This is a genomic window from Bacillus sp. SIMBA_074, from assembly GCF_046534555.1.
GTDB lineage: Bacteria > Bacillota > Bacilli > Bacillales > Bacillaceae_G > Bacillus_A > Bacillus_A mycoides.
On sequence record NZ_JAWRYM010000041.1, the window covers coordinates 19,549 to 42,134 of the forward strand.

Consider the following 22,586-nt stretch of genomic DNA (forward strand, 5'->3'; position numbering starts at 1 on the left):
TTTGAAATAGAAATGCCTACAAACATAGGGAGTGTATTATGCATTTCTATTGGTAGATATAATAATGTTTACAACAAATAAAAAAATTGCATTAATGATTAAAAGGCCACTAAAGGTAAAAGCGGCAAAACCTCCAGCTAATCCATCTCCTACTTTTTCTCCAATTACGTGCATAGTGGCAAAGAAAACAATGGGGGAAGAAAGAATGAAAATACCACTGGCTATTTTCCATATTCGTTTATACTGCTTTGCTATAAAGAAAATTAGAACATTAATAGCGATAAGAAGAAAAAGAAATCCAATTAATGAATTCATCATATCCTCCTTTCAGTATAAGTCTGAATTTTGGTTTCTATATGTTCATTTTGAAGGGAATATTATACAATATGATTATATTCTATGGAAAGCGAGTGATATATTATGACAGTCAGCTCTTTCGAATTCTCATTAAAATTTGAGGTACGGAAAGATTAAGTAAATTAGAATCTTCCGTACACATAAAACGGAGGAGAAAATAAATGTTTAGTTATTATAGTACACTTTGTACGGAATTATATGATTTCACAAAACCTGTCGGTTACGCTTTGAATGGTGATATTGAATATTATCAAGATCGTTTAAAGAGTTGTAAAGGGAGAATTCTCGAAGCAGCAGTAGGATCGGGACGTGTCATTATTCCATTTCTTGAAGCTGGCTTTAAAGTTGATGGGATAGATTATTCGCCTGAAATGCTAGATTCTTGCCGTATGCGGTGTAAAGAGAGAGGCTTGCATCCTAATTTATATGAAGGAAGCTTACAACAATTTTCACTGCCACATAAATATGAAGCGATAATAATTCCTACTGGATCCTTTTGTTTAATTGAAAATCGTGATGATTTTATAAATGCTCTGAAATGTTTTTATCGACATCTTAATCTAGGCGGGCGTTTAATTGTAGATCTTGCGCTTCCATATGACTGGAAGACGGGTGAGATTCATACATCGACTTTTTCCTTGCCAAGCGGGGACGAAATTACATTAGAAAATAAATCAATTGAAATAGATTGGCTTAACCAAGTAACTGTATCATATTTAAAATATGAAAAATGGAGTAAAGGACAGTTAGTACAAACTGAACTGCAACGTTTTGCAATGCGGTGGTATGGAATAGAAGAGTTTAGACTCCTTTTAGAAAGTATAGGTTTCACTGACATTACTTGCTCTGCTGACTATGTTTATGAAAAGCAACCGTCAAATGCAGAACAAATTATTACTTTTGAAGCTGTACGAAAGTAATAATATAGGAACTATTCATGAAAATAAGGCAATCGACACAACATCGACTGCCTTATTTTCAATTTTAGGATATGTTTTATTTAATTGTTTATAGAGAAAAATCGGAGGAAAACAAATGAAATTCATCTTAATATTTGGCCCGCAAGCAGTCGGGAAAATGACGGTCGGGCATGAGTTAGAAAAAATAACTGATTTAAAGCTATTTCATAATCATATGACGATTGATTTTGTTAGCTCGTTTTTTGATTACAGTACAAAGCGGAAGCACAACGGTTAGTAAGTTTGTTTCGTAATGAACTGTTTGAAGAAGTGTCTAAAAGTGATTTATACGGAATGATTTTTACATATGTATGGGCATTTGATCTTCAATCTGATTGGGAGTATATACATCATGTAGTAAGTATTTTTGAACCAAAAGGTGCAGCAGTATATTTTGTAGAGCTCGAGGCAGAATTAGATGAAAGATTAGAGCGAAATAAAAGTCCGCATAGACTAGAGCATAAACCGAAAAAAAAGAGATATTAAATGGTCTGAAAAAAATTTAAAAGAAACGATGAAAAAACATATATTAAACTCACTTCATGGTGAAATTGAAAAAGAAGAGTACATAAAAATTAATAATACTCATTTGAGTGCTAAAGAAGTAGCTGTAATGATTAAGGAAAAATTCCGATTGTAAAATACTTAAATGCTGTTACGTTTTCATTGTCCAAGCATTCTCCTACTAACTACATATACTATTTATATTAAGGACGGTCACTAATTTATTGAGAAACCGTCATTTATATATAAATGACAACTTTGGAAGGAGGTAAGAAAAATTCGGAAAATGAACAGCCAGGAAGAATTGAAAATCAAGTGTATTCTAATCGAGTCGTAAGATCAGAATTTGATAAGCATTGGGAAACTTGTATTTCAAAAAGTGGTTATGTAATCTATGTAGCGACAAGTGATCATGCTGAAGTAATAGTTTTACTTTCAGATGGTTCAAGTAAATTATTAATCTTCGAAAAAGGCGGTAAAGTAATAGTAGGCGGTGGTGGAACAAGCCATTATAGTAAACCGCATATTGCAAGAAACATTTAATGTAAAAATGATAATCGAGAAGACGCTGGTAACCTTATAGTATTTAATTTGTATATGGAGATGTTAATCGTAAAGCAAGTTTTTGTTTTAGATTCTGGCGTTTTTGTAACAAAAATAAGATGAAAAAGATCTTTAACGTATAAAGGTCTTTTTTGTTTTATTCACAAATAAAATTAATGGAGGTGAGCTAATAATGAAAAATAGTGGAGTAACCTATGTTCTTTCGGGAATTCTCCTATTTGATCTTACATATATAACTTCCGCAATTTACGCGGGTTCATTAGAAATTTGGGATAGACCAAGCGGAAAATTCTTTACTGCATTTTATGAAATCCAGGGTACAATTTTATCGGTAATTTCAATTTGTTTTATTATAGCAGGGATATACTGTATACATAAAAAAGTGTAGTGAAAAACAATCAGCCTTTCATGTATAGTACATGAAAGGCTGATTGTTTTTATGTGTTGAAGGAGTCTATTGTAGTTTTTAGATTGATAGTTAAAACTGTAACAGCTTATGTATAATTAATATCATTTTGTCAAATGAATGTCACATAAAAGTCTTATAGTGTATATAGAAAGTGAAACATATACAAAGCAGGAGATGAAATGATGAAAAAGGCACTACAATATATATTCATATTATTTACGTTAGTTACTTTAAGTTATGTAATTTATATTAACTATGAAAAGCAGAAAGAGATTAAAAATAATAAACAAGTAATTAGTGAAGTTGCAAAGAGGTATGGTATTCCAGAGTGGATACCATTATCTATTGTTGATCATGAAACAAAATTTGATCGAAAAGCGATAGGGGATAACGGAACATCTTTCGGATTATTCCAATTACATCGTGGTGGATTAGCACCAGCGCAATTATCGGAAGAGAGTTTAGTGGATTCGCGTATAAATACAACGATAGCAATTTCAAGTATGGTCAAATCGTATGAACGTGGTGTGAAAAAAGGACTGCAGGATTGGGAGTTGCTTAAATATGTTGCTAATACATCAGGGTGGCCAGGAAACTTAGGGGGAGAATGGACAGATAATAATACGAAATATAATAAAGGGCTAGAACAATCATATCAATTATATAAAAAAGAGAAGTAGATATAAAAAGGCATTTTCAATTTGGGGAAATGTCTTTTTTATGTTATAGTATAAAAGTGTTTGGACGTTATGTTATTTCGATATATCTTCAAATTTGTTATGTAGTATTTTTATATTAAATAACTACTAAAATCATTTTTTTATATAAGGAGTAAGAAGTAGGGATATGAAAAATATAGATTTTATACTAGAAAGTGATGAATCATTAAAGCCGTCAGAACGATTAGTACTATTATTATTAGAGAAGCATAGAATGTTATATACGAACGATCTATTAGCTCTTTCAAATTTATCATATAAAACATTAACAGATTCACTAACAGCACTCGTTTTAAAGTCTTATGTTTTAAAGGATACAGGTAAGGGAAGAAGGCAGAATTGTTATAGATTAGTATGATAAGAGTACTGCTATAGATTCTCGCTATATATGTATTTTTCAAATGTAAGGATAAATTCCATTTTTATTTTCAAATGATAAAAAACTATTAATTTAAGTAAATAGCCGGTTTTGATATGTAAAGAGTTCATGGCTGCTAAATATATAATTTCATTTCATTTTTATTAATGTTTATTAGTTGTAAGTGAAAATGATATTTTTTTTAAACAATTATAAAAATGAAATTCAAAAACAATCTACTCATTAGAGTCGGTTGTTTTTTTATTAGGATAGCGAATTATAAAAATAATATTATTATGTAAACTTAATTATTTAGAAAGGAACATGTGATTATTAATGGAATTTATTAAGGGGTACTTAATATTTGTATACATGGAGGTTCATTATGGAACAAATCATATCAATATCACAAGCAGTCATAAGCGGGGAAAAAGAAAAGGTAGTAGAAATCATTAATACGGATCCAAGTGTTGTTAACTCATTTAGTGAAGATGGATGGACACCGCTTCACTTAGCTGCTTATTTTGGACAGAAAGAAATTGCAAGTTTCCTTTTAGAACAGGGAGCAGAAATACATATTAGAGCAAAAAACGAAAATGAAAATACACCTCTTCAAGCAGCAATTGCGAATAAGCAAAGTGAGCTTGTAGCTTTCTTAATTGAAAAGGGATCAGATGTGAATGCTGTGCAAAGTGGTGGCTGGACAGGACTTCATGAAGCATCGTTATTAGGAAATGAAGAAATCATTATATTACTTCTTGAAAATGGTGCTAATAAAATGATTAAGAAAAATGATGGGAAAACGGCATATGATATTGCTTTAGAAAAAGGGCATGAATCCCTATTACATCATTTGCAAGAGGAAGTGAGCTTATGATTAGCCACTGGAATGTAGGGATTTTTCTTTTTAATGAAGTGGAAGTGTTAGATTTTGCGGGTCCATTTGAAGTTTTTTCCGTTACAGCAACAAGTGAAGATCAACCATTTACAGTTCATACTGTTAGTCAAGATGGAGAAATGATTACAGCGAGAAATGGATTAAAGGTACAACCGGATTATAGCATTGAAAACTTACCTCCAGTTGATATTTTAATTATTCCTGGTGGGTTAGGTGTTAGAGAAAACGAAGTGGAAAATGAAATTATAATAAATTGGATTTTCCAGCAAATGAAAGAAGTTAAGTTAATGGCTTCTGTTTGTACTGGAGTGCTTTTGTTAGCGAAAGCAGGTTTACTTGAGGAAAAACAAGCGACAACACATTGGGCAAGTATTGAAAGTTTTAGAAATGATTTTCCGAATGTGGAAGTATTAGAGAATGTAAAGTTTGTAGATGAGGGGCATATTATTACGTCTGGTGGAATTTCAGCCGGAATTAATATGTCATTTCATATTGTGAAAAATTTGTTGGGTGCTGAGGTTGCTGAAGAAACAGCGAAGAGAATGGAATATGATATAGATTTACAATATTAAAAGTAAAACAAGACGAGCAGTTGGATATTTCCAGCTGCTCGTCTTGTTTTATATTGACTGAATATGCGCTAATTCCTCATCTGTAAGAATCGGACGGATAGACGAGTCTGCATTTTCTTTCGCTTGTTTTTCTGTTTTTGCGCCAGGAATTGCGACCGATACTGCTGGATGGGAGAGGACGTAGCGAAGTGCAAGCTGTCCTAATGTCTGATTTTTATTTGAGAGTAATCTTAATTTTTCTACTTTTTGTAAATCTCCTTGAAACCACTTTTCTTTTGGCCATTCTTTGCGTAAATCTCCGTCAGGAAAAGTTGTTTTATTTGTAAACTTTCCAGTTAATATCCCCATTTTTAAAGGTCCGCGTATAACAGCTCCTAAATTGTTCTCTTGTAGGTAGGGCAGTATGTCGTTTTCTGGTTTTCGGTTTAATATGTTGTAATCAAGTTGCACAACATCAATTTCATCTTTTTTATTGAAGTGTTGTATATATTGTAGGTCGTGAGTTGAAACACCAACAGCTCTTACTTTTCCGTCCCGTTTTAATATTTCAAATGCTCGTAAAAATGCTTCTGTTTCTTCTTGTTTATCCCACCAAATGTGACAGAAATAAACATCAATATAATCTGTTTCTAGGCGCAGTAAGCTAGTTTCAAAGACTGCGATCACTTTTTCGGCTGTATTATAAACAGGCTCTCCACTTGGATCATAGTGATGCCCAATTAAACCGCCTTTCGTTGATAAAACGATATTATTACGGTGCTCTCTTATCGCTTGAGTTACTAACCTTTCACTATGGCCTAATCCGTATACATCAGCAGTATCAATAAAGTTTACGCCACATTCAATTGCTTTCTTCATAGCGGTTATAGATTGTTTGTCGTTAACAGGACCCCATTCATCGCCGCCAATCGCCCACGCTCCAAAGCCAATTTCAGAAACAGTAATTCCAGTTTTACCTAATGTACGGTAGTGCATCATTTTTCCTCCTTGTAAGCATGTTATAACATCGGTATGCAAAACTGGAATTTATGTGTGTAAAAATGTTTTCTACAATTGGGGAAAAAGAATAACATAAACTACTATTTTATAGCAGCATAAATAAAAATTCTCATTTTAAATACAGAGATGTCGTCGAACGCTATCTCTAATTGGTTAATTTGTGAGATTTTTTTGTGAAGGAGGTTATTTTATAAGAATAGAATTTAAGTTAGTAAGAGATCGTGCCTATGGTAGTGAGAAAATATGGGTTAGGGGGATTTGAAAATGAGGAAACTCAAAAGAGTCAATGTTCCTAATATACCAGAGCAACTATCACAGCCTAACGACAAGCGAACTATAAATAAGAAGAAGTTAAGGCGTTTTATTTTCATGTTCATTTTTATCGCTGCGACTACTTTGTACGTTCAATATATTTTAACGAAACAACAAGAAGTAATTAATGGCAAAAAAAATACAATAACAAATCAAAAGAAACAATTAGTTTCTTTAAAGAAAGATCAAGGTTCTTTAAAGACTAACATTGAGAATTTAACGGATAATGAAGAAGAAATTTTAAAGTTTGCGAGAAAAGAGTATCAATTTTCTAAGTCAAACGAAACAATATTCGTATTGCCAAAGTGAAGTGGTGGAACAGTTAGCGATAGCTAACTGTTTTTTGATGTATGAGGGAAAAGTTGTTTGTAGTGTGAATGCATGGTACAAGGAGCAATGACATATTGTAAAAATGAGAAGTTTGAGCCATTTTTAATTGTGTTAAGAGATTTTCATAATTATGGAATATATGTCAGGATAAATATTGTTAAAATTCTGTCAATTGTATATAATACAAGATAAGCGGATACATTTTTTAATCAACGTTGAGTTAACAGCTCATACGTCTGTTAAGAAAACCGTTATCCTCGTATAAGAAAGGAAGATAGCTGTGTACGCTTCAAATACAATTTACGTCGTAGGGGATGCGAAAGCACCTCAAAATAATCCCATTACCGAAAAGTTCAAAAGTTATTTTGTAGCATTTGTACTTGAGAAGGATACAGGGGAAATTGTAGATGCAGATTGCTCAGCGACAATTGCATTAACATCTCAATTTGTTAAATATTTGTTTCTACATAAAAATATTAATGACCCAGCATTAGTAACAGAAATCAAAAATCGTTATTTCGGTTCGTCCCAAAAGGCGCTGCTTGTAGCGCTGAAAGATGCACAAAAAAAATATAATCAGATTGCTGCTTTGTCTACCCACTCATAGACAAAATCCAGCCGTAAGAATCTTCTTATGGCTGGATTTTTTTGTTTCGCATTAACGGGCAGAATAAAGCCTCCCGTGGATTAAAGTACCACGCTATAAACAACGAAAGGATGAACAAAATGAAAATTACCGATGTGAAGGTAAACCGCCGACTTGTAAAGCTTCATACACCATTTAAAACAGCGCTTCGTACCGTAACGGAAATTGAAAGTATTGATGTGTTTATTCATACGGATGAAGGAATTGTAGGAAAAGGAGCTGCTGCAGCAACGCCGGTTATTACAGGTGATTTTGCCAACGGGATTGAGGAAGCAATATTAGGACCAATTAGTTCTGTATTAGTTGAAAAAGATGTACTGCAATTTCAAATGTTATTGTTACACATTCAAATGAGTTGTATAGGAAATACAAGTGCGAAAGCGGCGGTAGATATGGCTTTATACGATGTATATTGTCGATTTCACAACATACCGTTATACGCATTACTGGGTGGGAAGAAAGAGATTCATACTGATATTACAGTAAGTGTGGATGAGCCTTTATTAATGGCAAAAGAAGCGAAAAAGCATATCGAAAAGGGATTCCAAACATTAAAAATTAAGGTGGGTAAAGAGGCACATTTAGATTTAGAACGCATAGAGGCAATTCGAAATGTAGTACCAAAGAATACGACGTTACGTTTAGATGCAAATCAAGGATGGAAACCGAAAGAAGCGGTTTCTATTATTAGAGAAATGGAGAATAGAAATTTAAATATAGAATTTGTAGAACAACCAGTTCATGCAAAAGATTGGGAAGGATTAAAGTACGTGAAGGACAATGTACAAACGCCTATTATGGCAGATGAAAGTATGTTTTCGGCAAGCGATGCATTAAAGATTGTCCAAGGAGGATATGCAGACCTACTTAATATTAAATTAATGAAATGCGGCGGCATACGAGAAGCATGGAAAATTGCAGATATTGCGGAAGTAGCAGGTGTGAAATGTATGGTTGGAAGTATGATGGAACCTTCACTTTCAGTTAGCGCTGTTACCCATTTAGCTGCGGCACATCCGAATATTCATTACTTTGATCTTGATGCACCGTTATGGTTAGTAGAAGAGCCAGAAGGGATGACTTACACTGGTCCAAAGGTAAACCTGCATTCTATAGTGAATATACAATCTTAGAAGTAGTACCTAGTAAACTATCTTATAAGGGGGATATATATGAAAAAAGTAGGAACTGCATTTTTAACAACTTTATTTATATTTTCATCGTTTACTTCGGTGAATGCTGAAGAGAAGAAGGATAGTAAAGCATTTATAGATGTATCTGCTGCAACGTTATGGACTGCACCAGATTCATTACGACCAATTGATGCACCGAGTGCGACAAATCCAGTTGATTTATGGAAGTGGACGAAATCAATGACGCTAGATGAGAAGCTTTGGTTAACGAGTGCAAATAAATTAGAAACGCAAGCGCTACTCGGTCAAGAAGTAACAGTAATTGATAAAAAAGGTGATTGGGTAAAAGTACTAGTGCACGGACAGCCAACGCCGCGAAATGAAGAAGGGTATCCAGGGTGGATGCCTGAAAAACAATTAACGTATAATCAGGAATTTGCAGATAAAACAAACGAAGCTTTTGTATTAGTAACGAAACCGACAGCAATTGTATATATTAACCCTTCTGAAAAACATAAATCGCTAGAAGTCAGTTATAATACGCGTTTACCGCTATTAAGTGAAGATACGATCTCATACCGCGTATTGTTGCCAAATGGTCAGAAGGCGTGGCTACGGAAAAATGATGGAACCGTTCACCGTTCCCAAAATGATATTCCTACGCCAACAGCTGATGATTTAATAAACACCGGTAAGATGTTTTTAGGATTACCGTATATATGGGCTGGTACAAGTGGCTTCGGTTTTGATTGCTCTGGATTTACACATACGATTTATAAATCACATGGCATTACAATACCGAGGGATTCTGGGCCACAATCAAAAGCAGGAATTGCGGTTGATAAAGAAAACCTACAAAAGGGCGATTTAATATTCTTTGCACATAATCAAGGAAAAGGTAGTGTTCATCACGTTGCCATGTATATTGGTGATGGAAATATGATTCACTCTCCAAAGGCTGAAAGATCGGTAGAAATTATACCGCTAAATACACCAGGATATATAGAAGAATACGCTGGTGCTCGTCGTTACTTACCTTAAAAAAGATAGGGGGGCTTTATATGAAAAAGGTTGTTCGCTACTCATTAGTTAGTACTCTACTTGTATCTTCATTTTTAGTAGGCTGTGCTAAAGAAAAAACAGCTACAAAGCCGAAAGATGAGAAGAAAGTATTACAACTACTAGAAACGGGTGAAATTCCATCATTAAATTCAGGGAAAGTAACAGATGCGGTATCATTTAACGTTTTGAATAACGTAATGGAAGGGTTATTCCGTTTATCGAAAAATGATGAAGTGATTCAAGCGGGAGCACAAAAATATGAAGTGAGTAAAGATGGTAAGACATATACATTCCACTTACGTGATGCGAAATGGTCTAACGGAGATCCAGTAACAGCTCATGATTACGTATATGCTTGGAAGCAACTTATAAATCCAGATACAGCCTCTCAATATGCATATATCGCGTACGATGTGAAAAATGCGGAGAAGATAAATAAGAAACAATTAGGCTTAGAAGAATTAGGTGTGAAAGCAAAGGATGATAAAACGTTCGTTGTAGAGCTGGAACATCCTGTACCGTATTTTACGAAACTACTCATTTTACCATCTTTCTATCCAATTAATGAAAAATATGCGAAGGAGCAAGGTGATAAATACGGGTTAGAGGCAAATAAAGCGATATATAATGGGCCGTTTACATTATCAGAGTGGAAGCACGAAGCGAGCTTTACAATGAAGAAAAATGATAAATATTGGGATAAAAAAGAAGTGAAGTTAGATGAAGTAAACTATCAAATTGTTAAAGAAATTTCAACTGCGGTAAATTTATATGAAACAGATAAAGTAGACAGAGCGGTTATTTCTACAGAATTCGTAGATAAATATAAAAATAATAAAGAACTGAAACAATATACAGATCCAGTTATGTATTTCTTCCGTTTCAATGAAAATGTACCGATTCTTAAAAATAAAAACGCCCGTCTTGCACTTAGCACAGTTTTTGATAAGAAGGGGCTTGCAACTTCATTTTTAAATGATGGTTCCGTAGCTGCGAACTATTACGTTCCGAAAGGGTTTTTAAAAGGACCAGACAAGAAAGACTTTAGAAGTGCAGCAGGAGAGTTTAATAAGACGGACGTAAAACAGGCGAAGGAATATTGGGAAAAAGCAAAACAAGAGACAGGCACAAATGAAGTAACGTTAGAACTATTAAACTATGACTTAGAAAACTTTAAAAAAGTAGGAGAGTATATTAAAGAACAGCTTGAGAAAAACTTACCAGGCTTAAAAGTAAATGTGAAATTACAACCACATACTCAAAAACTAGCGTTAGAGAAGAAAAAAGAATATGAAATGTCGTTATCACGTTGGTTACCTGATTATCCAGACCCGATGACATACTTAGAAGTTTTCCTTTCGGGAAGCACCGTTAATAATACAGGGTATGCAAATCCAGAATATGATGCATTAATTAAGAAGATTAAAACAGAATTAGGTAATGATGAAAAAGCTCGTTGGAAAGCACTGCAAGATGCTGAAAAAGTACTCCTTGACGATGCAGTAATCGCGCCAGTATTCCAGCGCGGTCTATCTTACTTACAAAAACCGTACGTAAAAGATTTATATGTTCACCAATTTGGTCCAGCAACAAGTTTGAAGTGGGCGGACGTACAAAAGTAAAGAAAGAGAAAAAACAGACTTCACGTATGTGATAGTCTGTTTTTTCTTAGTTAAAGCCGATGATAGTTCATGGTATAATTTACTAATCTATAAACAGTATTAGGAGGGGCACTATGTCTGTATTTGTAAAGGGGAAAGTAATACATACGAAAAGATTGGTGATGAGAAAACCGAATATAGAAGATGTTGATCAATTGTATAACATATTGAAAAAAGAAGCGGTTGGTCAATGGCTTGCTAAATCAAGAGGTATGTCAATAAATGAAACTAAAGATTATATGAGTCAACTTATATTGCATTGGGAACAGTATGATTTTGGTGTATGGCTGTTATTCAAAAATGAAACAGGCGAGTTATTAGGACATTGTGGTTTAAGAAAGGTAAATGAAACAGAGGAAACAGAAATTATGTATCTCCTTGATCCAGAGTATTGGAGGAATGGATATGCAGCAGAAGCAGCAGAAGCTTCCATTCAATATGCAACAGAGACGATGAATTTAAAAAGAATAATTGCTAGGGTTAAAGTAGCTAATGAGAATTCGAAAAAACTTTTACGAAAGCTAGGCTTTACATATACTCAAGATGTTGATCACAGTGGGCGTTTATTATCATATTTTGAACTTAATACATCATCGGATGAATTATAGACATTTTATGTGTTTTTTCACTGCTTAAAAATAAAATTATTACTAAAATTCCAGTGTGAAATTTATGTAGAATCTTGTATAATTAACATGTTTCTTATGTAACTTAATAGTGCAAAGAAAGGGAATACATACATGTAAATAATAGATAAATAGAATGGAACATGTATAGAGAAAAAGGAGAGAAATGATGACGTGTCAAAAACAAGGGTTACAATTTAATAGTACTAGAAAGAGGAATAGCAGATGAAGATGAAGCATGATTTTGGCCCTATTATTTTAGCGTGTCTACTCTTTTTCATTGTACTGCTTATCCCATCTAAAAGTTTAATATCACTTATTAGCGATAAGAAAGTTGAAGATGCGGCAACTTCCTTGCAAAAAGAGAAATTACAAAGTGTTTTTTTACAGCAAAAAATGTTAGAGAATTCGCAGTATTTACCGATGTATGGTTCATCAGAATTTTTACGAATGGATGCATATCATCCGTCTAATTATTTTAAAGTAAATTCGGCAGGCTTTACTCCATTTTTAATAGGGACTGGTGGTACGCAAAGCTTGGCTCATATTTTAAATATGACGTCTACAATGGATGAATTAGAAGGTAAAAAGGTAGTCTTTGTTCTTTCACCACAATGGTTTACAAAAACCGGTGTATCACAAGGGGATTTTACAAATAATTTCTCTAAACAACAAGCCTATCACTTTATTTTTAATGACGAAATAAATCCTGAAATGAAGAAAAAAATCGCGAAGCGTTTATTAGATTACAAAGTTGTTCGTAAAGATGCGATATTAAGTAGTTCGCTAGAAAGTATTGTATATAACGATACAAAACATAACATAAAAGGTGGATTAGCTAAACCGCTAGCGTATATGTATCGGAACATTTTAGATCATCGAGATTTATTTAACTCTCTATTTAAGATCGAACCGATGAAAGAGAAAACGAATATGGGATTACGTTCGCTTTCTTGGGAAGATGCACGTAAACATGCGGAGCAAGAAGGTAAAGTGGGATCCACAACAAATACATTCGGAATTGAAAATCCGTATTACTATAAACATAATTTAAAGAAAAAATTAAAAGGTTTAAAAAACTTTAGAGCAAATGAATCGTATGATGATTCACCAGAATATGATGACTTACAAATTGTTTTAGATCTTTTCAAAGAAAAAAATATAAAACCACTCTTTATTTCTGTGCCTGTAAACGGACCGTGGTATGATTACGCTGGTTTCCCGAAAGAACGTCGTGATGTGTATTATAATAAGGTTCGCGAGCAAGTCGAGAAAGCGGGATACCCAGTAGTCGATTTTTCTAGCCATGAATATGATAAGTATTTCTTAAAAGATACGATTCATTTAGGCTGGAAAGGCTGGATTTATTTAGATGAAGCAGTGCAGAAGTTTTACTCTGAGAAATAACAACTTAGAAACAGGAATGGCAATTAAGCCGTTCCTGTTTTTTAGTATAAAGGATTTTGGTGTGGGCAATTTGGAAAGGCGTATATATCTTGAATTTGTCTAAAATCATAATGTTTCATGGCGAACTGAGCTTGGTAAAGGTATTCATAAACAAATAATTGATTATTTTGTACGCCACATAAAACGCCGGAAGTTCCTTGCCCATTAATAAGAGAAACACCAACAGGGCGTCCGATTAAGTATGGTACTTTTTGCTGCCAATGCATAGGGGGATTACTCCTTTTTGAGTTACTATACGTATTTTATGGCGGAATTGTTGCTTATCCATGTAAATCTTAGACTGGAGGGTTTTAATATAATAGCTAGAAGTTATTAATATGAATGAATAGTTAGTGTGGAAGAGGAAGGAATAAATTATGGAGAAGGAATGTATTCTAGAAGAAAAGTTAAGTTTAATAGAATGGTGTCAAACATTGAAGTGTATAACTAGTGATGTATGGTTTGAACCTTTTAGAGAAGGTTCATGGGGAATTGCGGATGTGATTTCACATTTAGTCGTTTGGGATGAGTTTTTAATGAAGTTTAGAATTCCATACTTTATAAGTGGACAATCAGTACCCAATGTTCCAACAGGTGTTGAGGAAATGAATGAGGGTGCAATAAAATATGCGAGATCCGGTATTTCAAAAGAAGAACTAATAGATCAGTTTATATCCACCCGTAAACAATTAGTTGATCAAATGAATCAAATTCCTGCCCAGAATTTTAAAGATGATTACCAATTCGGCACGAAAAGAGTGAGATTAAACAATTATTTTTCATCACTCATTCAACATGATTTAAAACATAAAGAAGAAATTATACAATTTATAAAAGATAATTAAATTAATAATAAAAACCGCTATAATTTCGATTGAATTAATAGCGGTTTTTATTTAGAAATTTAAGCGAGTTTTTTACGTTTTTTTGACCATTTTTTTATCATGAAATATAAAATAATAAGAACAACCCCGCCAACAGCGAACGATTTCACATATGGTCCAGCAACGTCATTTATATTACCCCAGTTTTCTCCAAGTTTTTCACCTAAATAAATGAAAATGATAGACCAAGGAATAATCGCAAGTCCTGTTAAAGTAATGAAACGTGAAATTGGCATTTTTGTAATCCCGGCAGGAATTGAAATCGCATGGCGAACAACAGGAATAAAACGTGCAGTGAAAATTACGCCAGTTCCGTAACGATTAAACCAATCTTCAGCAGCATCAATTTGTTTTTTATGAATGAAAATATACTTCCCGTAACGTTCTAGGACAGGGCGACCACCGTATCGTCCAATCCAATAAATAAAGACTTGGGCAATGATTCCGCCAATGGTACCGAATATAACTGCGCCTACAAATGAGATACTTCCATTTGATACTAAGTATCCTGCGTAGGCAAGGACGATCTCACTTGGAATAATTTCAATCATAAGTCCAAGCATTATGCCCCAATAACCTAATCCCTCAAAAAATGTTAATACTGAATGAATAAAACTACTTAACATTGTTGCACCTTCTAGTTCATAAGTTTTTTCGAGTAAAGTTCTTTTTATTTAACAACATAAAAAGTTCACTATATGCAAATTATACCTTATTTAATGAATCTATTGCCATTTTAATACTTTTTATGTCTCGTATATGCTCTCTTAGTTTTTATAGTAAAGGATATGAATTGAGTTTTCATGAAGAGATAATGAAAGGAGTATTAAAAATTTCTCATATTTAAAGGGAAGGGGTGCCGGAAAAGACTGAAAATTACGTGCAGAGACTAACTAAGGACTCGGAACTGATTGTTTTTCCCAAAAACACACAGAGTGATACAAGGTCCTGCGCCTGAAATTTTCGTTTTCGTTAAATCATACCTGTTTGATACGCAAGTTCCTGTAGGTGATGAACAGAAAATTTATTTCGGAATTCGTCACCTGGCATGCGTAAATCCCCAACTGGTGGATAATTGTTTATAGACATAAATTAAAACACCCTTTCATGTAGTACTGCATGAAAGGGTGCCCTAATTTCGTTATTTTATTCATTTTCTTAAGTTGATGGATGTGGGGTCTCGCCACATGCCTATCAAGTTAATATTTTGAAGTTCCTCTTGGGGTACCGTCAGGAAAATGCGGATTTACAACGCTAAGCCTATTTTCAAGACGATTCCCCTTATAGTAATAAATCTGTCGTTACCTCTCTAAATATTAGGATATTCCTTCTCAATATATGCATACTAAACATACTATAGAAGGTGCATAGAAAGAGAGGATGTCATGGCTAAATTTTTAAAAAGGTTAAAATCTAGAGGCAGTCCTAAATCATTTTCAATACGAGGTAATCCTCAATTTCGAAAGAAAAACATGGAGGATCCTCTCTTAGAAGTCAACTTATCGAAAAACATAGCTGAGCTTCAGAAAGTATTTCGTCAATCACCCGATCTAGTGATTCGACGGTTTCAAATGACAGCAGATGGAGTAGAAGCCGCTTTAATATATTTGTCTGGGTTAACAGATAAAGAATTGATTCAAAATCATGTTCTAAGTCCTTTGATGAATAGTAATTTTGATACCAATACAGAACTTCCCATTACATTAGGACAAATTAAAATTATTAATACGTGGAGTCAGATTGAAAATGCTATTTTAGAAGGAGATAGTGTTTTATTAATACATGGTCGAACTACTGCGCATCAATTGGATACGAAAGGCTGGCCACAAAGAAGTATTGAAGCTGCTCATAACGAAATAGCTTTAAAAGGTGCGCATCAAGGATTTGTAGAAACTGGAACTCAAAATATCGCAATGATTCGAAGATATTTCCCTCATCGTGAATTAATGATAAAAGAGATAACAATTGGTATAAGAAGCAAAACAAAGATTTCTATTTTATATTTAAAAGATGTAGCTTCTGAAGATGTGCTGAAGGAATTAGAAACACGGATTCAAAGCATAACGGTTGATGCCGTTACTAGTACTGGTGAACTTATTGAATTCATTGAAGATAATCCGTACTCACCATTTCCACAATTTATGTTAACAGAAAGACCTGATTTAGCCGTATCGCACATTCTACAGGGCAGATTTGTGACCGTAGTAGATCATTCGCCAAGTGTATTAATTGCTCCAACAAATTTTATTTCCTTTTTTCAAGGGGTGGATGATTACGGTACAAGGTGGTTAGTTGCTTCGTCTATTCGGGTGCTTCGTTTTATCGCCTTTATGATTGCTTTATTTTTACCTGCGAGTTATGTTGCGTTTATTTCCTTTAATTTTGAAGTTATTCCTGTAGAGCTATATTTATCTATTGCAGAATCAAGAACGCGCGTACCCTTTTCTCCAGTTATGGAAGCATTACTTATGGAAATAACATTGGAAACGATGAGAGAAGGGGCTTTAAGGATACCTACTCCGATCGGTCAGACAGTTGGAATTGTAGGTGGTATTGTTATTGGACAAGCGGCTGTTCAAGCGGGAGTTGTAAGCAACATTATGATTATTGTTGTTGCTGTTACAGCTATCTCTTCTTTTATTATCCCTAACTATGATATGGGAGCGGCAGTTAGATTTTTACGATTCCCTATGATGATTTTAGCTGCCTTATTTGGAATTGTAGGACTGGTTATAGGGTGGATGACATTAATTGGACATCTTAGCAGTCTTGAATCGCTAGGAACCCCATATGGAACACCGTTAGCACCATTTCGTTTTGCAGATATGAAAGATACTTTTGTACGCTTTCCTTTATGGGCGATAAGAAGGCGTCCTAAGGGTACAGGAGCTATTCAATCTATTCGACAAGGGAAGAATCATAACAAAAGGTGAAATTATGAAAAAATATGCCTATAATGACATCACTCTTATGCAGTATATTGTTTTAATCAATGGAATGCAGGTCGGCACTGGCGTTTTATCTCTTCCACGTGTGCTTGCAGAAAAAGCTGGAACAGATGGCTGGATAGCTATATTGATTGGCTGGATATTCTCCACAATATCAGGTGTTTTTATTGTGAAAACAGCTGCAAAATATCCCGAGGACACACTTTACGAAATTCTTACACGCTTTTTTGGGAAAATAATAGGGAAAACACTTGTTGTTATTTACATGATGTACTTCGCTTTTTATTCTTTTACTGTTCTTGTGAACGCTATGCTTTATCTTAAGGGATGGCTTCTTCCAAAAACGCCAGACTATCTCGTTATCTTTTTGTTTTCGATTCCTACCTTTTTTGTCGCACGTAACGGCCCTCGTATTATAGGGCGGTATTCCGAACTTATTTTCTATATGATGCTTTGGATTCCGTTATTTTTTTTGATACCTCTTAAAGAAAACGGAAGTTGGATGCCATTCTTTCCGCTCTTAAAAGAGGGGTGGAAACCTATATTAACAGCTGTACCGACCACTATTTTTGCTTATTTAGGATTTGATATTGCGTTCTTTTTATATCCCTTTTTACAAAAAAAACAGTATGCAGTCCATGGAATGGTTATTGCAAACACTTTAACGATGTTATTTTATTTATTCGCTACTATTGTTTGCTTTGCCTATTTTAGCCCTGATAGTATTACGCAATTTAACCAACCGGTACTAAATCTACTTAAAGTAATTGAATTTCGTTTTTTAGAACGTTTTGACATGATTTTATTGGCCATTTACTTGCCCGTTGTTTCTACATGCTGGATTCCTGCCGTATTCTGTTCTGTATTTTGTTCAAGCCAATTACTTGGGAAACAAGATCACAGCTCTCATGTAGTTGTTCTCTTAGTGCTCATTATCGGCTTCGTATTCTGGATTAGCCCTAGTTGGAATCAAGCCGAAACGGGGCTACAGGTATTATCGAATGCTGGGATGGGGTTAACCTATATATTGCCTCTCATTTTATGGATGTATGGCTGGCTATATGAGAAGTCTTATTGGAGGAGGATACATTGAAAAGAAAAGTACTATGTTGTATTTTGTTATCGGTGTTCATGATGACTGGATGCTTTGATCAAACAAATATTGAAGATGTTTCCCTTACTCTTGTACTTGGTATCGATTTAGATCGTAATAATAATTTATTAGTGTATATATCAAGCCCTGTTTTTAATAAAGAAGCAAAGGTAAAAGAAGAAGTTACGGGTGTGAAATCTGTTACGGTTCGAAATTCTAGAGACAAATTTGATGCTACTGTTATGGCACTTACCTCGGGAAGTAAAACACAGGTTATTTTAGTTGGAAAACGGCTACTGAAACAAAAAAATTGGATGAAATATCTCGATCCATTTTATCGAGATCCCAAAAACACAGTTACCACAAGGGTTGTTGCTGTTGATGGACCTGTTTCAGACGTCATCTTTTATAACCCAAAAGATAAGCCGCGTCTTCCTCTATATTTAACAAAACTAGTTGATACAGCCTCTTTAAGAAATATCACAGTAAAAACAAATCTTCAAGAACTACATGAACAAATAGCAGACAAAGGGTTAACAGCAAATATGACTGAAATGAAAAAAACGAAAAAAATATTTGTGACAGGTACAGCTTTGTTAGATGACAAAGGAAGGTATAAATTAACACTAAAATCCGATGAAAATAAATTATTACGCATTTTGCAACAAAGAATTACAGGTGATTTTCCATTTACAATTGCAATTAAACTAAAGTCGAATAGCCAGGATAAAGATTGGATAAGTTTTACTACCTATAATATTAAAGTAAAGACAAAGGTAAGATATGATAATAAATTTATATTTAATACAGATATAAAGATGAAGGTCGGCATTACAGAACAGCTTTTTTCGTTTAATACAAGAAAAGATGGAGAAAAATTACAAAAGGCGATTGAAACTGAGTTAGAAGCTGATTTCAAGCAATTAATAAAGAAAATACAAGCTACCAATATTGATCCTATTGGGCTTGGGAGATACGCAAGAACTTATACATATCCAGAATGGAAAAAAGTCCAAAATAAATGGAATAATGCATTAGCAAAGGGCGATGTGAATGTCAAGGTACATGTGAAAATTGGTGCGATGGGGACGATTAAGTAACATGAGTTGAACTGAGATCCGTACTAAAATTGCAAGTACCTTCAATATTTTATTAAGAGGTCATTTTTAGACCCCGATATACATGCGGTTGTATTACAAGTTAGGGAAGATAATAAGAGGGCAATTCGATGTTATGAGAAAGCTGGGTTCAAAAAAAACAGAATCAAGTGAAAATGCATGAGATGCAAAGAGTTAAAGAGTATAAAATAGTTTAGAAATAAAAAAAAGGAGCAATTCTGCTCCTTTTTTTTACGGTTTCACATCTAAATTTTGTAAAAATAACGTTGCTGAAACGTAACGTTTTGCTAGCATTTGTACATAAGCGGTATGTACAGAAAGTGTGGCGATAATAATAGCGTTACGAATTGCTTCGCGTTGTTCGTTATTAATTTGATCGAACTTACTTGCTATTTTATCAGCTTTTTCTTTTACGATATTTTCGATCGTATGAACTGTATCTGTAGCATTTAGTTGTATGCAATTCCCTTGATTTAGTTCTTCAAATAAAGAGGAATAAGCAACATATAAATGAACAGGGTTAATTAAATCATCGCTTCGATCGGCCGGGTCATTTACGATGAGTCGTAATAGTTTGCGAATAGATTCAAAATCAAGCGCTGTTTTTAAATCTTCGACAATGAATAGTAAGGCTGCCTGTTCGATTGAATATTTCTTCCCTTTTTGAGGGGAGCCAATCATTTCTTTTATATCTCGTTTCACCCAGTTTTGCATGGCAGTTACAGAGAAACTCGTGTTTTCAATCTGATTGCCAAGCGCAACTATTTCATTTAAAGAAAAACCGACGTCCGTATCGTCAATTTTAATCAGCTTTTCAAAAATAGGTGAAAGTGCGGTTGTAATAAAAGCAGTAACGCTTTGTCCGCTTTCAATATCTTTTTTATGTGATTTTGCCCAAGCTTCTTGTAAAATACCAAGAGGCTTTTTCGTATTCCATCCTCTTAATGATAGAAGGAGCGTTGCCATTTCGTTTCGTGTGAGATGAAATGTTTCCATCTTTTCACCTCCAAAATTATAAAAAGTTCTTATGAACTTATAATATGTTTTGTTTCATTTAAAGTCAATTCCGTTTTGCTTAATTTTTCCTATGTCATGAAATTGTCGTAAGTAAATAATGCTTGCATATTTCGACAAAAGTTCATATAATAAGTTCATAAGAACCTTTAAAATGGTTTTAAAACAAATCTATCATTCTTAATTTACTAGAAAGGTAGATTTCACATATATCTATATAAAAGGAGAATGGATATAATATGTTGAAAAAACTTGTAGCAGTAATGACAGCATTCATGGTTATCTTTGGGGCTAGTAGCTTTATGTTCGTAGATCATGCGGCAGCGAAAAGTTACAAATCTGGTAAAAAATCATATACACCAAGTTCTGGTCAAAAGTCAAAAGTTGATTTAAACAAAAAAGATTCTAATGTAAATTCACAAAAAACGACAACAGATTCAAAAACAAAAGCAACAAACACAGCACCAAAAAGTAATAAAGGAAGCTTTATGAAAGGCTTATTACTAGGTGGTCTTGGTGGTTTACTAATGGGTAGCTTATTTGCAAATATGGGAGCTCTTGGTTCTGTATTAGCGTTTATGGTAAATATGCTAGTAATGGCTGGTATCGTAATGTTAGCAGTTCGTGCATTTAAATACTTCAAAGATCAACGTAAGAAAAAGGCAGATGAAGTAGCATGGAAACAATAAAAATTTCTGAACAAGAACTTATAAATGCGCTTTGCGTATATATAGCTGAAAAAAGACAAGTTGGTCCAGAAGAAGTTTCAGTTGAACTAATGTATGATGATGACTACGGTTTCTCTGCAGAAGTAGAGGTAAATGGTCGCCAGCAAATTTTAATTCAAGCAAACTTAATCGAAGCACTACGCTTGTTGCTTGATCGAGAATACAACGTCAATTCATTTGCAGCAAGATTGCAACTTGAATTAGATGATGAAGAAGGCATTTACGCATTAGCGAAATTTAATAATAATGAACAATAAAACTGTTAGAGCTGTATGCTCTAACAGTTTTATTGTTTGGATTAATATTGCTAGTATGTTTCTTCTTTTAGAATAAAATCCAGTATTTCATGTGTCTTCAATTCAGTATTTGCATCATTTTATCTATCTAATCCAAAGTTGGCTATCCAAATAAATAATAATTTTGACATAAAACGACTTTTGTTTATCTATTCGACGAATTGCGACAAATAAATCACAACTATATTTGATATGATATTTCAGAAATCTAATATTTTATTATTCAAAGCGAGGTAGAAGAATGATGGTGTAATTTTTATTAGGTTAAGTCCTATTGATTTTTAAAATACAGTTGATAAATATATTAGAAAAGAAGGCGTAGTAATGCTATTTTTTATGTTAGCTATTAGTGTAGGATTAATATTTTTTGTTCATTATATAACGAAACAGATGTTTAAATACGAAGCAAATCACCTAAATTCAAAAAAACGCTTTTTAATAAATCTTTTGCAATTTGTTAGATTTGCACCAGTAATTGTATTACTTGTAATATGCATACTGGTATTAACAACTTTGCACACGAAAACAGGTATTCGACTATCTCATGCATGGTATGCTGCGCAATTTTGGGCTTATTATACGTTTTTGTATTGTATTTATATGATAACTAGGAAAAAACTGCTTCTTTTTTCAATGGTTATATCCTTAATTATGGCCATTTATTACACTCCGTTGTTCCACTTTGAAAACCAATTTATAGGATTGTATGTAATTGTCGCTGATATTTGCGGAATTTTAATGTTTATAAATTTATGGATGTCGATATCGAAAGTTTTAGTCGGAATGAAAAATAGGTAATACCTTTGGTTCCTGTAATTGACGTAACAGAAATACTAGATGTAGTACAAAAATTATAAAAAAGGCGGTGGAAATGTAAAATGTACCCTATAGAATAGACACTGAAAAAAAGTCTATTCTATAGGGTATTTCTTGTATAATGAGAGAAAATT

General features: G+C 33.7%; 26 protein-coding genes and 3 pseudogenes. 24 read left to right on the plus strand and 5 right to left on the minus strand.

Annotated features, from left to right (window positions below):
* Positions 1 to 36 precede the first annotated feature (36 nt).
* Positions 37 to 315, minus strand: coding sequence for a hypothetical protein (locus tag SB773_RS27380; RefSeq protein WP_016101241.1), 279 nt, complete (start codon positions 313 to 315; stop codon positions 37 to 39).
* 203 nt (positions 316 to 518) lie between these two features.
* Here SB773_RS27380 and SB773_RS27385 point away from each other — a divergent pair, with 203 nt between their 5' ends.
* The 8 genes and pseudogenes from SB773_RS27385 to SB773_RS27420 all read left to right on the plus strand — a co-directional run bounded on the left by SB773_RS27385 (position 519) and on the right by SB773_RS27420 (position 5,340).
* The gene (locus SB773_RS27385) at positions 519 to 1,277 is read left to right on the plus strand and encodes a class I SAM-dependent methyltransferase (RefSeq protein ID WP_410593328.1); all 759 of its coding nucleotides are present in this window, start codon (positions 519 to 521) and stop codon (positions 1,275 to 1,277) included.
* Positions 1,278 to 1,392: 115 nt separating this feature from the next.
* A pseudogene (locus SB773_RS27390) lies at positions 1,393 to 1,956 on the plus strand (AAA family ATPase).
* 113 nt (positions 1,957 to 2,069) lie between these two features.
* Entirely contained in the window at positions 2,070 to 2,363 is a 294-nt protein-coding gene (locus SB773_RS27395; RefSeq protein WP_410593330.1) for a hypothetical protein, read from the plus strand.
* Positions 2,364 to 2,556: 193 nt separating this feature from the next.
* Positions 2,557 to 2,772, plus strand: coding sequence for a hypothetical protein (locus tag SB773_RS27400; RefSeq protein ID WP_088033515.1), 216 nt, complete (start codon positions 2,557 to 2,559; stop codon positions 2,770 to 2,772).
* A 200-nt stretch (positions 2,773 to 2,972) separates the two neighbouring features.
* Complete coding sequence (locus SB773_RS27405) at positions 2,973 to 3,473, plus strand: invasion protein (RefSeq protein WP_410593332.1); 501 nt, start codon at positions 2,973 to 2,975, stop codon at positions 3,471 to 3,473.
* A 166-nt stretch (positions 3,474 to 3,639) separates the two neighbouring features.
* Positions 3,640 to 3,870 (plus strand): hypothetical protein, encoded by a 231-nt coding sequence (locus SB773_RS27410; protein ID WP_002136784.1) that lies wholly within the window; start codon positions 3,640 to 3,642, stop codon positions 3,868 to 3,870.
* 385 nt (positions 3,871 to 4,255) lie between these two features.
* Positions 4,256 to 4,747 (plus strand): ankyrin repeat domain-containing protein, encoded by a 492-nt coding sequence (locus SB773_RS27415; protein ID WP_410593335.1) that lies wholly within the window; start codon positions 4,256 to 4,258, stop codon positions 4,745 to 4,747.
* Positions 4,744 to 5,340, plus strand: coding sequence for a DJ-1/PfpI family protein (locus tag SB773_RS27420; RefSeq protein WP_410593337.1), 597 nt, complete (start codon positions 4,744 to 4,746; stop codon positions 5,338 to 5,340). Before SB773_RS27415 ends, SB773_RS27420 begins: the two co-directional genes overlap by 4 nt.
* A 48-nt stretch (positions 5,341 to 5,388) precedes the next feature.
* Here the strand turns inward: SB773_RS27420 and SB773_RS27425 are convergent, their stop codons facing one another.
* Positions 5,389 to 6,315, minus strand: coding sequence for an aldo/keto reductase (locus tag SB773_RS27425; RefSeq protein WP_410593339.1), 927 nt, complete (start codon positions 6,313 to 6,315; stop codon positions 5,389 to 5,391).
* Between the two features lie 288 nt (positions 6,316 to 6,603).
* Between SB773_RS27425 and SB773_RS27430 the strand changes: the two genes are divergently transcribed.
* The 8 genes and pseudogenes from SB773_RS27430 (at position 6,604) to dltD (ending at position 13,516) form a co-directional block, all read left to right on the plus strand.
* Positions 6,604 to 6,960 carry an FtsB family cell division protein gene (locus SB773_RS27430; protein ID WP_002085024.1) on the plus strand — a complete coding sequence of 119 codons (357 nt, stop codon included), beginning with the start codon at positions 6,604 to 6,606 and terminating at the stop codon, positions 6,958 to 6,960.
* Positions 6,899 to 7,173, plus strand: a pseudogene (locus SB773_RS27435) (hypothetical protein). Before SB773_RS27430 ends, SB773_RS27435 begins: the two are co-directional and overlap by 62 nt.
* A gap of 88 nt (positions 7,174 to 7,261) precedes the next feature.
* A complete protein-coding gene (locus SB773_RS27440) occupies positions 7,262 to 7,588 on the plus strand; it encodes a DUF3870 domain-containing protein (RefSeq protein ID WP_002012954.1) in 327 nt (108 codons plus the stop codon).
* A 110-nt stretch (positions 7,589 to 7,698) separates the two neighbouring features.
* Positions 7,699 to 8,760, plus strand: a complete 1,062-nt coding sequence (locus tag SB773_RS27445) for a dipeptide epimerase (RefSeq protein ID WP_410593342.1) — start codon at positions 7,699 to 7,701, stop codon at positions 8,758 to 8,760.
* A gap of 39 nt (positions 8,761 to 8,799) precedes the next feature.
* On the plus strand, positions 8,800 to 9,801 hold the full coding sequence (locus SB773_RS27450; RefSeq protein ID WP_088033527.1) for a C40 family peptidase: 1,002 nt from the start codon (positions 8,800 to 8,802) through the stop codon (positions 9,799 to 9,801).
* Between the two features lie 20 nt (positions 9,802 to 9,821).
* The gene (locus SB773_RS27455; protein ID WP_410593344.1) at positions 9,822 to 11,444 is read left to right on the plus strand and encodes a peptide ABC transporter substrate-binding protein; all 1,623 of its coding nucleotides are present in this window, start codon (positions 9,822 to 9,824) and stop codon (positions 11,442 to 11,444) included.
* 113 nt (positions 11,445 to 11,557) lie between these two features.
* A complete protein-coding gene (locus SB773_RS27460) occupies positions 11,558 to 12,091 on the plus strand; it encodes a GNAT family N-acetyltransferase (protein WP_410593346.1) in 534 nt (177 codons plus the stop codon).
* Between the two features lie 243 nt (positions 12,092 to 12,334).
* Positions 12,335 to 13,516, plus strand: coding sequence for a D-alanyl-lipoteichoic acid biosynthesis protein DltD (gene dltD, locus SB773_RS27465; RefSeq protein WP_410593348.1), 1,182 nt, complete (start codon positions 12,335 to 12,337; stop codon positions 13,514 to 13,516).
* Between the two features lie 41 nt (positions 13,517 to 13,557).
* Here the strand turns inward: dltD and SB773_RS27470 are convergent, their stop codons facing one another.
* Positions 13,558 to 13,782 carry a hypothetical protein gene (locus tag SB773_RS27470; RefSeq protein WP_410593350.1) on the minus strand — a complete coding sequence of 75 codons (225 nt, stop codon included), beginning with the start codon at positions 13,780 to 13,782 and terminating at the stop codon, positions 13,558 to 13,560.
* A gap of 150 nt (positions 13,783 to 13,932) precedes the next feature.
* Here SB773_RS27470 and SB773_RS27475 point away from each other — a divergent pair, with 150 nt between their 5' ends.
* A complete protein-coding gene (locus tag SB773_RS27475; protein WP_410593352.1) occupies positions 13,933 to 14,400 on the plus strand; it encodes a DinB family protein in 468 nt (155 codons plus the stop codon).
* 59 nt (positions 14,401 to 14,459) lie between these two features.
* On the opposite strand, the gene uptA is transcribed toward SB773_RS27475, so the two are convergent.
* Positions 14,460 to 15,065: an undecaprenyl phosphate transporter UptA gene (gene uptA / locus SB773_RS27480; protein WP_088293039.1), complete on the minus strand. Its 606-nt coding sequence runs from the start codon at positions 15,063 to 15,065 to the stop codon at positions 14,460 to 14,462.
* Between the two features lie 759 nt (positions 15,066 to 15,824).
* Here uptA and SB773_RS27485 point away from each other — a divergent pair.
* The 4 genes and pseudogenes from SB773_RS27485 to SB773_RS27500 form a co-directional block, all read left to right on the plus strand.
* Positions 15,825 to 17,372, plus strand: a complete 1,548-nt coding sequence (locus tag SB773_RS27485; protein WP_410593354.1) for a spore germination protein — start codon at positions 15,825 to 15,827, stop codon at positions 17,370 to 17,372.
* A gap of 4 nt (positions 17,373 to 17,376) precedes the next feature.
* On the plus strand, positions 17,377 to 18,480 hold the full coding sequence (locus tag SB773_RS27490; protein ID WP_410593356.1) for a GerAB/ArcD/ProY family transporter: 1,104 nt from the start codon (positions 17,377 to 17,379) through the stop codon (positions 18,478 to 18,480).
* Positions 18,477 to 19,580, plus strand: a complete 1,104-nt coding sequence (locus tag SB773_RS27495) for a Ger(x)C family spore germination protein (RefSeq protein WP_410593358.1) — start codon at positions 18,477 to 18,479, stop codon at positions 19,578 to 19,580. Before SB773_RS27490 ends, SB773_RS27495 begins: the two co-directional genes overlap by 4 nt.
* A gap of 42 nt (positions 19,581 to 19,622) precedes the next feature.
* Positions 19,623 to 19,795: pseudogene (locus tag SB773_RS27500) on the plus strand (GNAT family N-acetyltransferase); the annotation flags it as partial.
* 34 nt (positions 19,796 to 19,829) lie between these two features.
* Here the strand turns inward: SB773_RS27500 and SB773_RS27505 are convergent.
* On the minus strand, positions 19,830 to 20,594 hold the full coding sequence (locus tag SB773_RS27505; protein WP_410593360.1) for a DUF1836 domain-containing protein: 765 nt from the start codon (positions 20,592 to 20,594) through the stop codon (positions 19,830 to 19,832).
* Positions 20,595 to 20,851: 257 nt separating this feature from the next.
* Here SB773_RS27505 and SB773_RS27510 point away from each other — a divergent pair, with 257 nt between their 5' ends.
* The 3 genes from SB773_RS27510 to SB773_RS27520 all read left to right on the plus strand — a co-directional run bounded on the left by SB773_RS27510 (position 20,852) and on the right by SB773_RS27520 (position 22,434).
* Positions 20,852 to 21,301 (plus strand): hypothetical protein, encoded by a 450-nt coding sequence (locus tag SB773_RS27510; RefSeq protein WP_002172319.1) that lies wholly within the window; start codon positions 20,852 to 20,854, stop codon positions 21,299 to 21,301.
* Positions 21,289 to 21,597, plus strand: a complete 309-nt coding sequence (locus SB773_RS27515) for a YxcD family protein (RefSeq protein WP_000447767.1) — start codon at positions 21,289 to 21,291, stop codon at positions 21,595 to 21,597. Before SB773_RS27510 ends, SB773_RS27515 begins: the two co-directional genes overlap by 13 nt.
* A gap of 363 nt (positions 21,598 to 21,960) precedes the next feature.
* Entirely contained in the window at positions 21,961 to 22,434 is a 474-nt protein-coding gene (locus SB773_RS27520; RefSeq protein ID WP_131247509.1) for a hypothetical protein, read from the plus strand.
* The last annotated feature ends 152 nt before the right edge of the window (positions 22,435 to 22,586 follow it).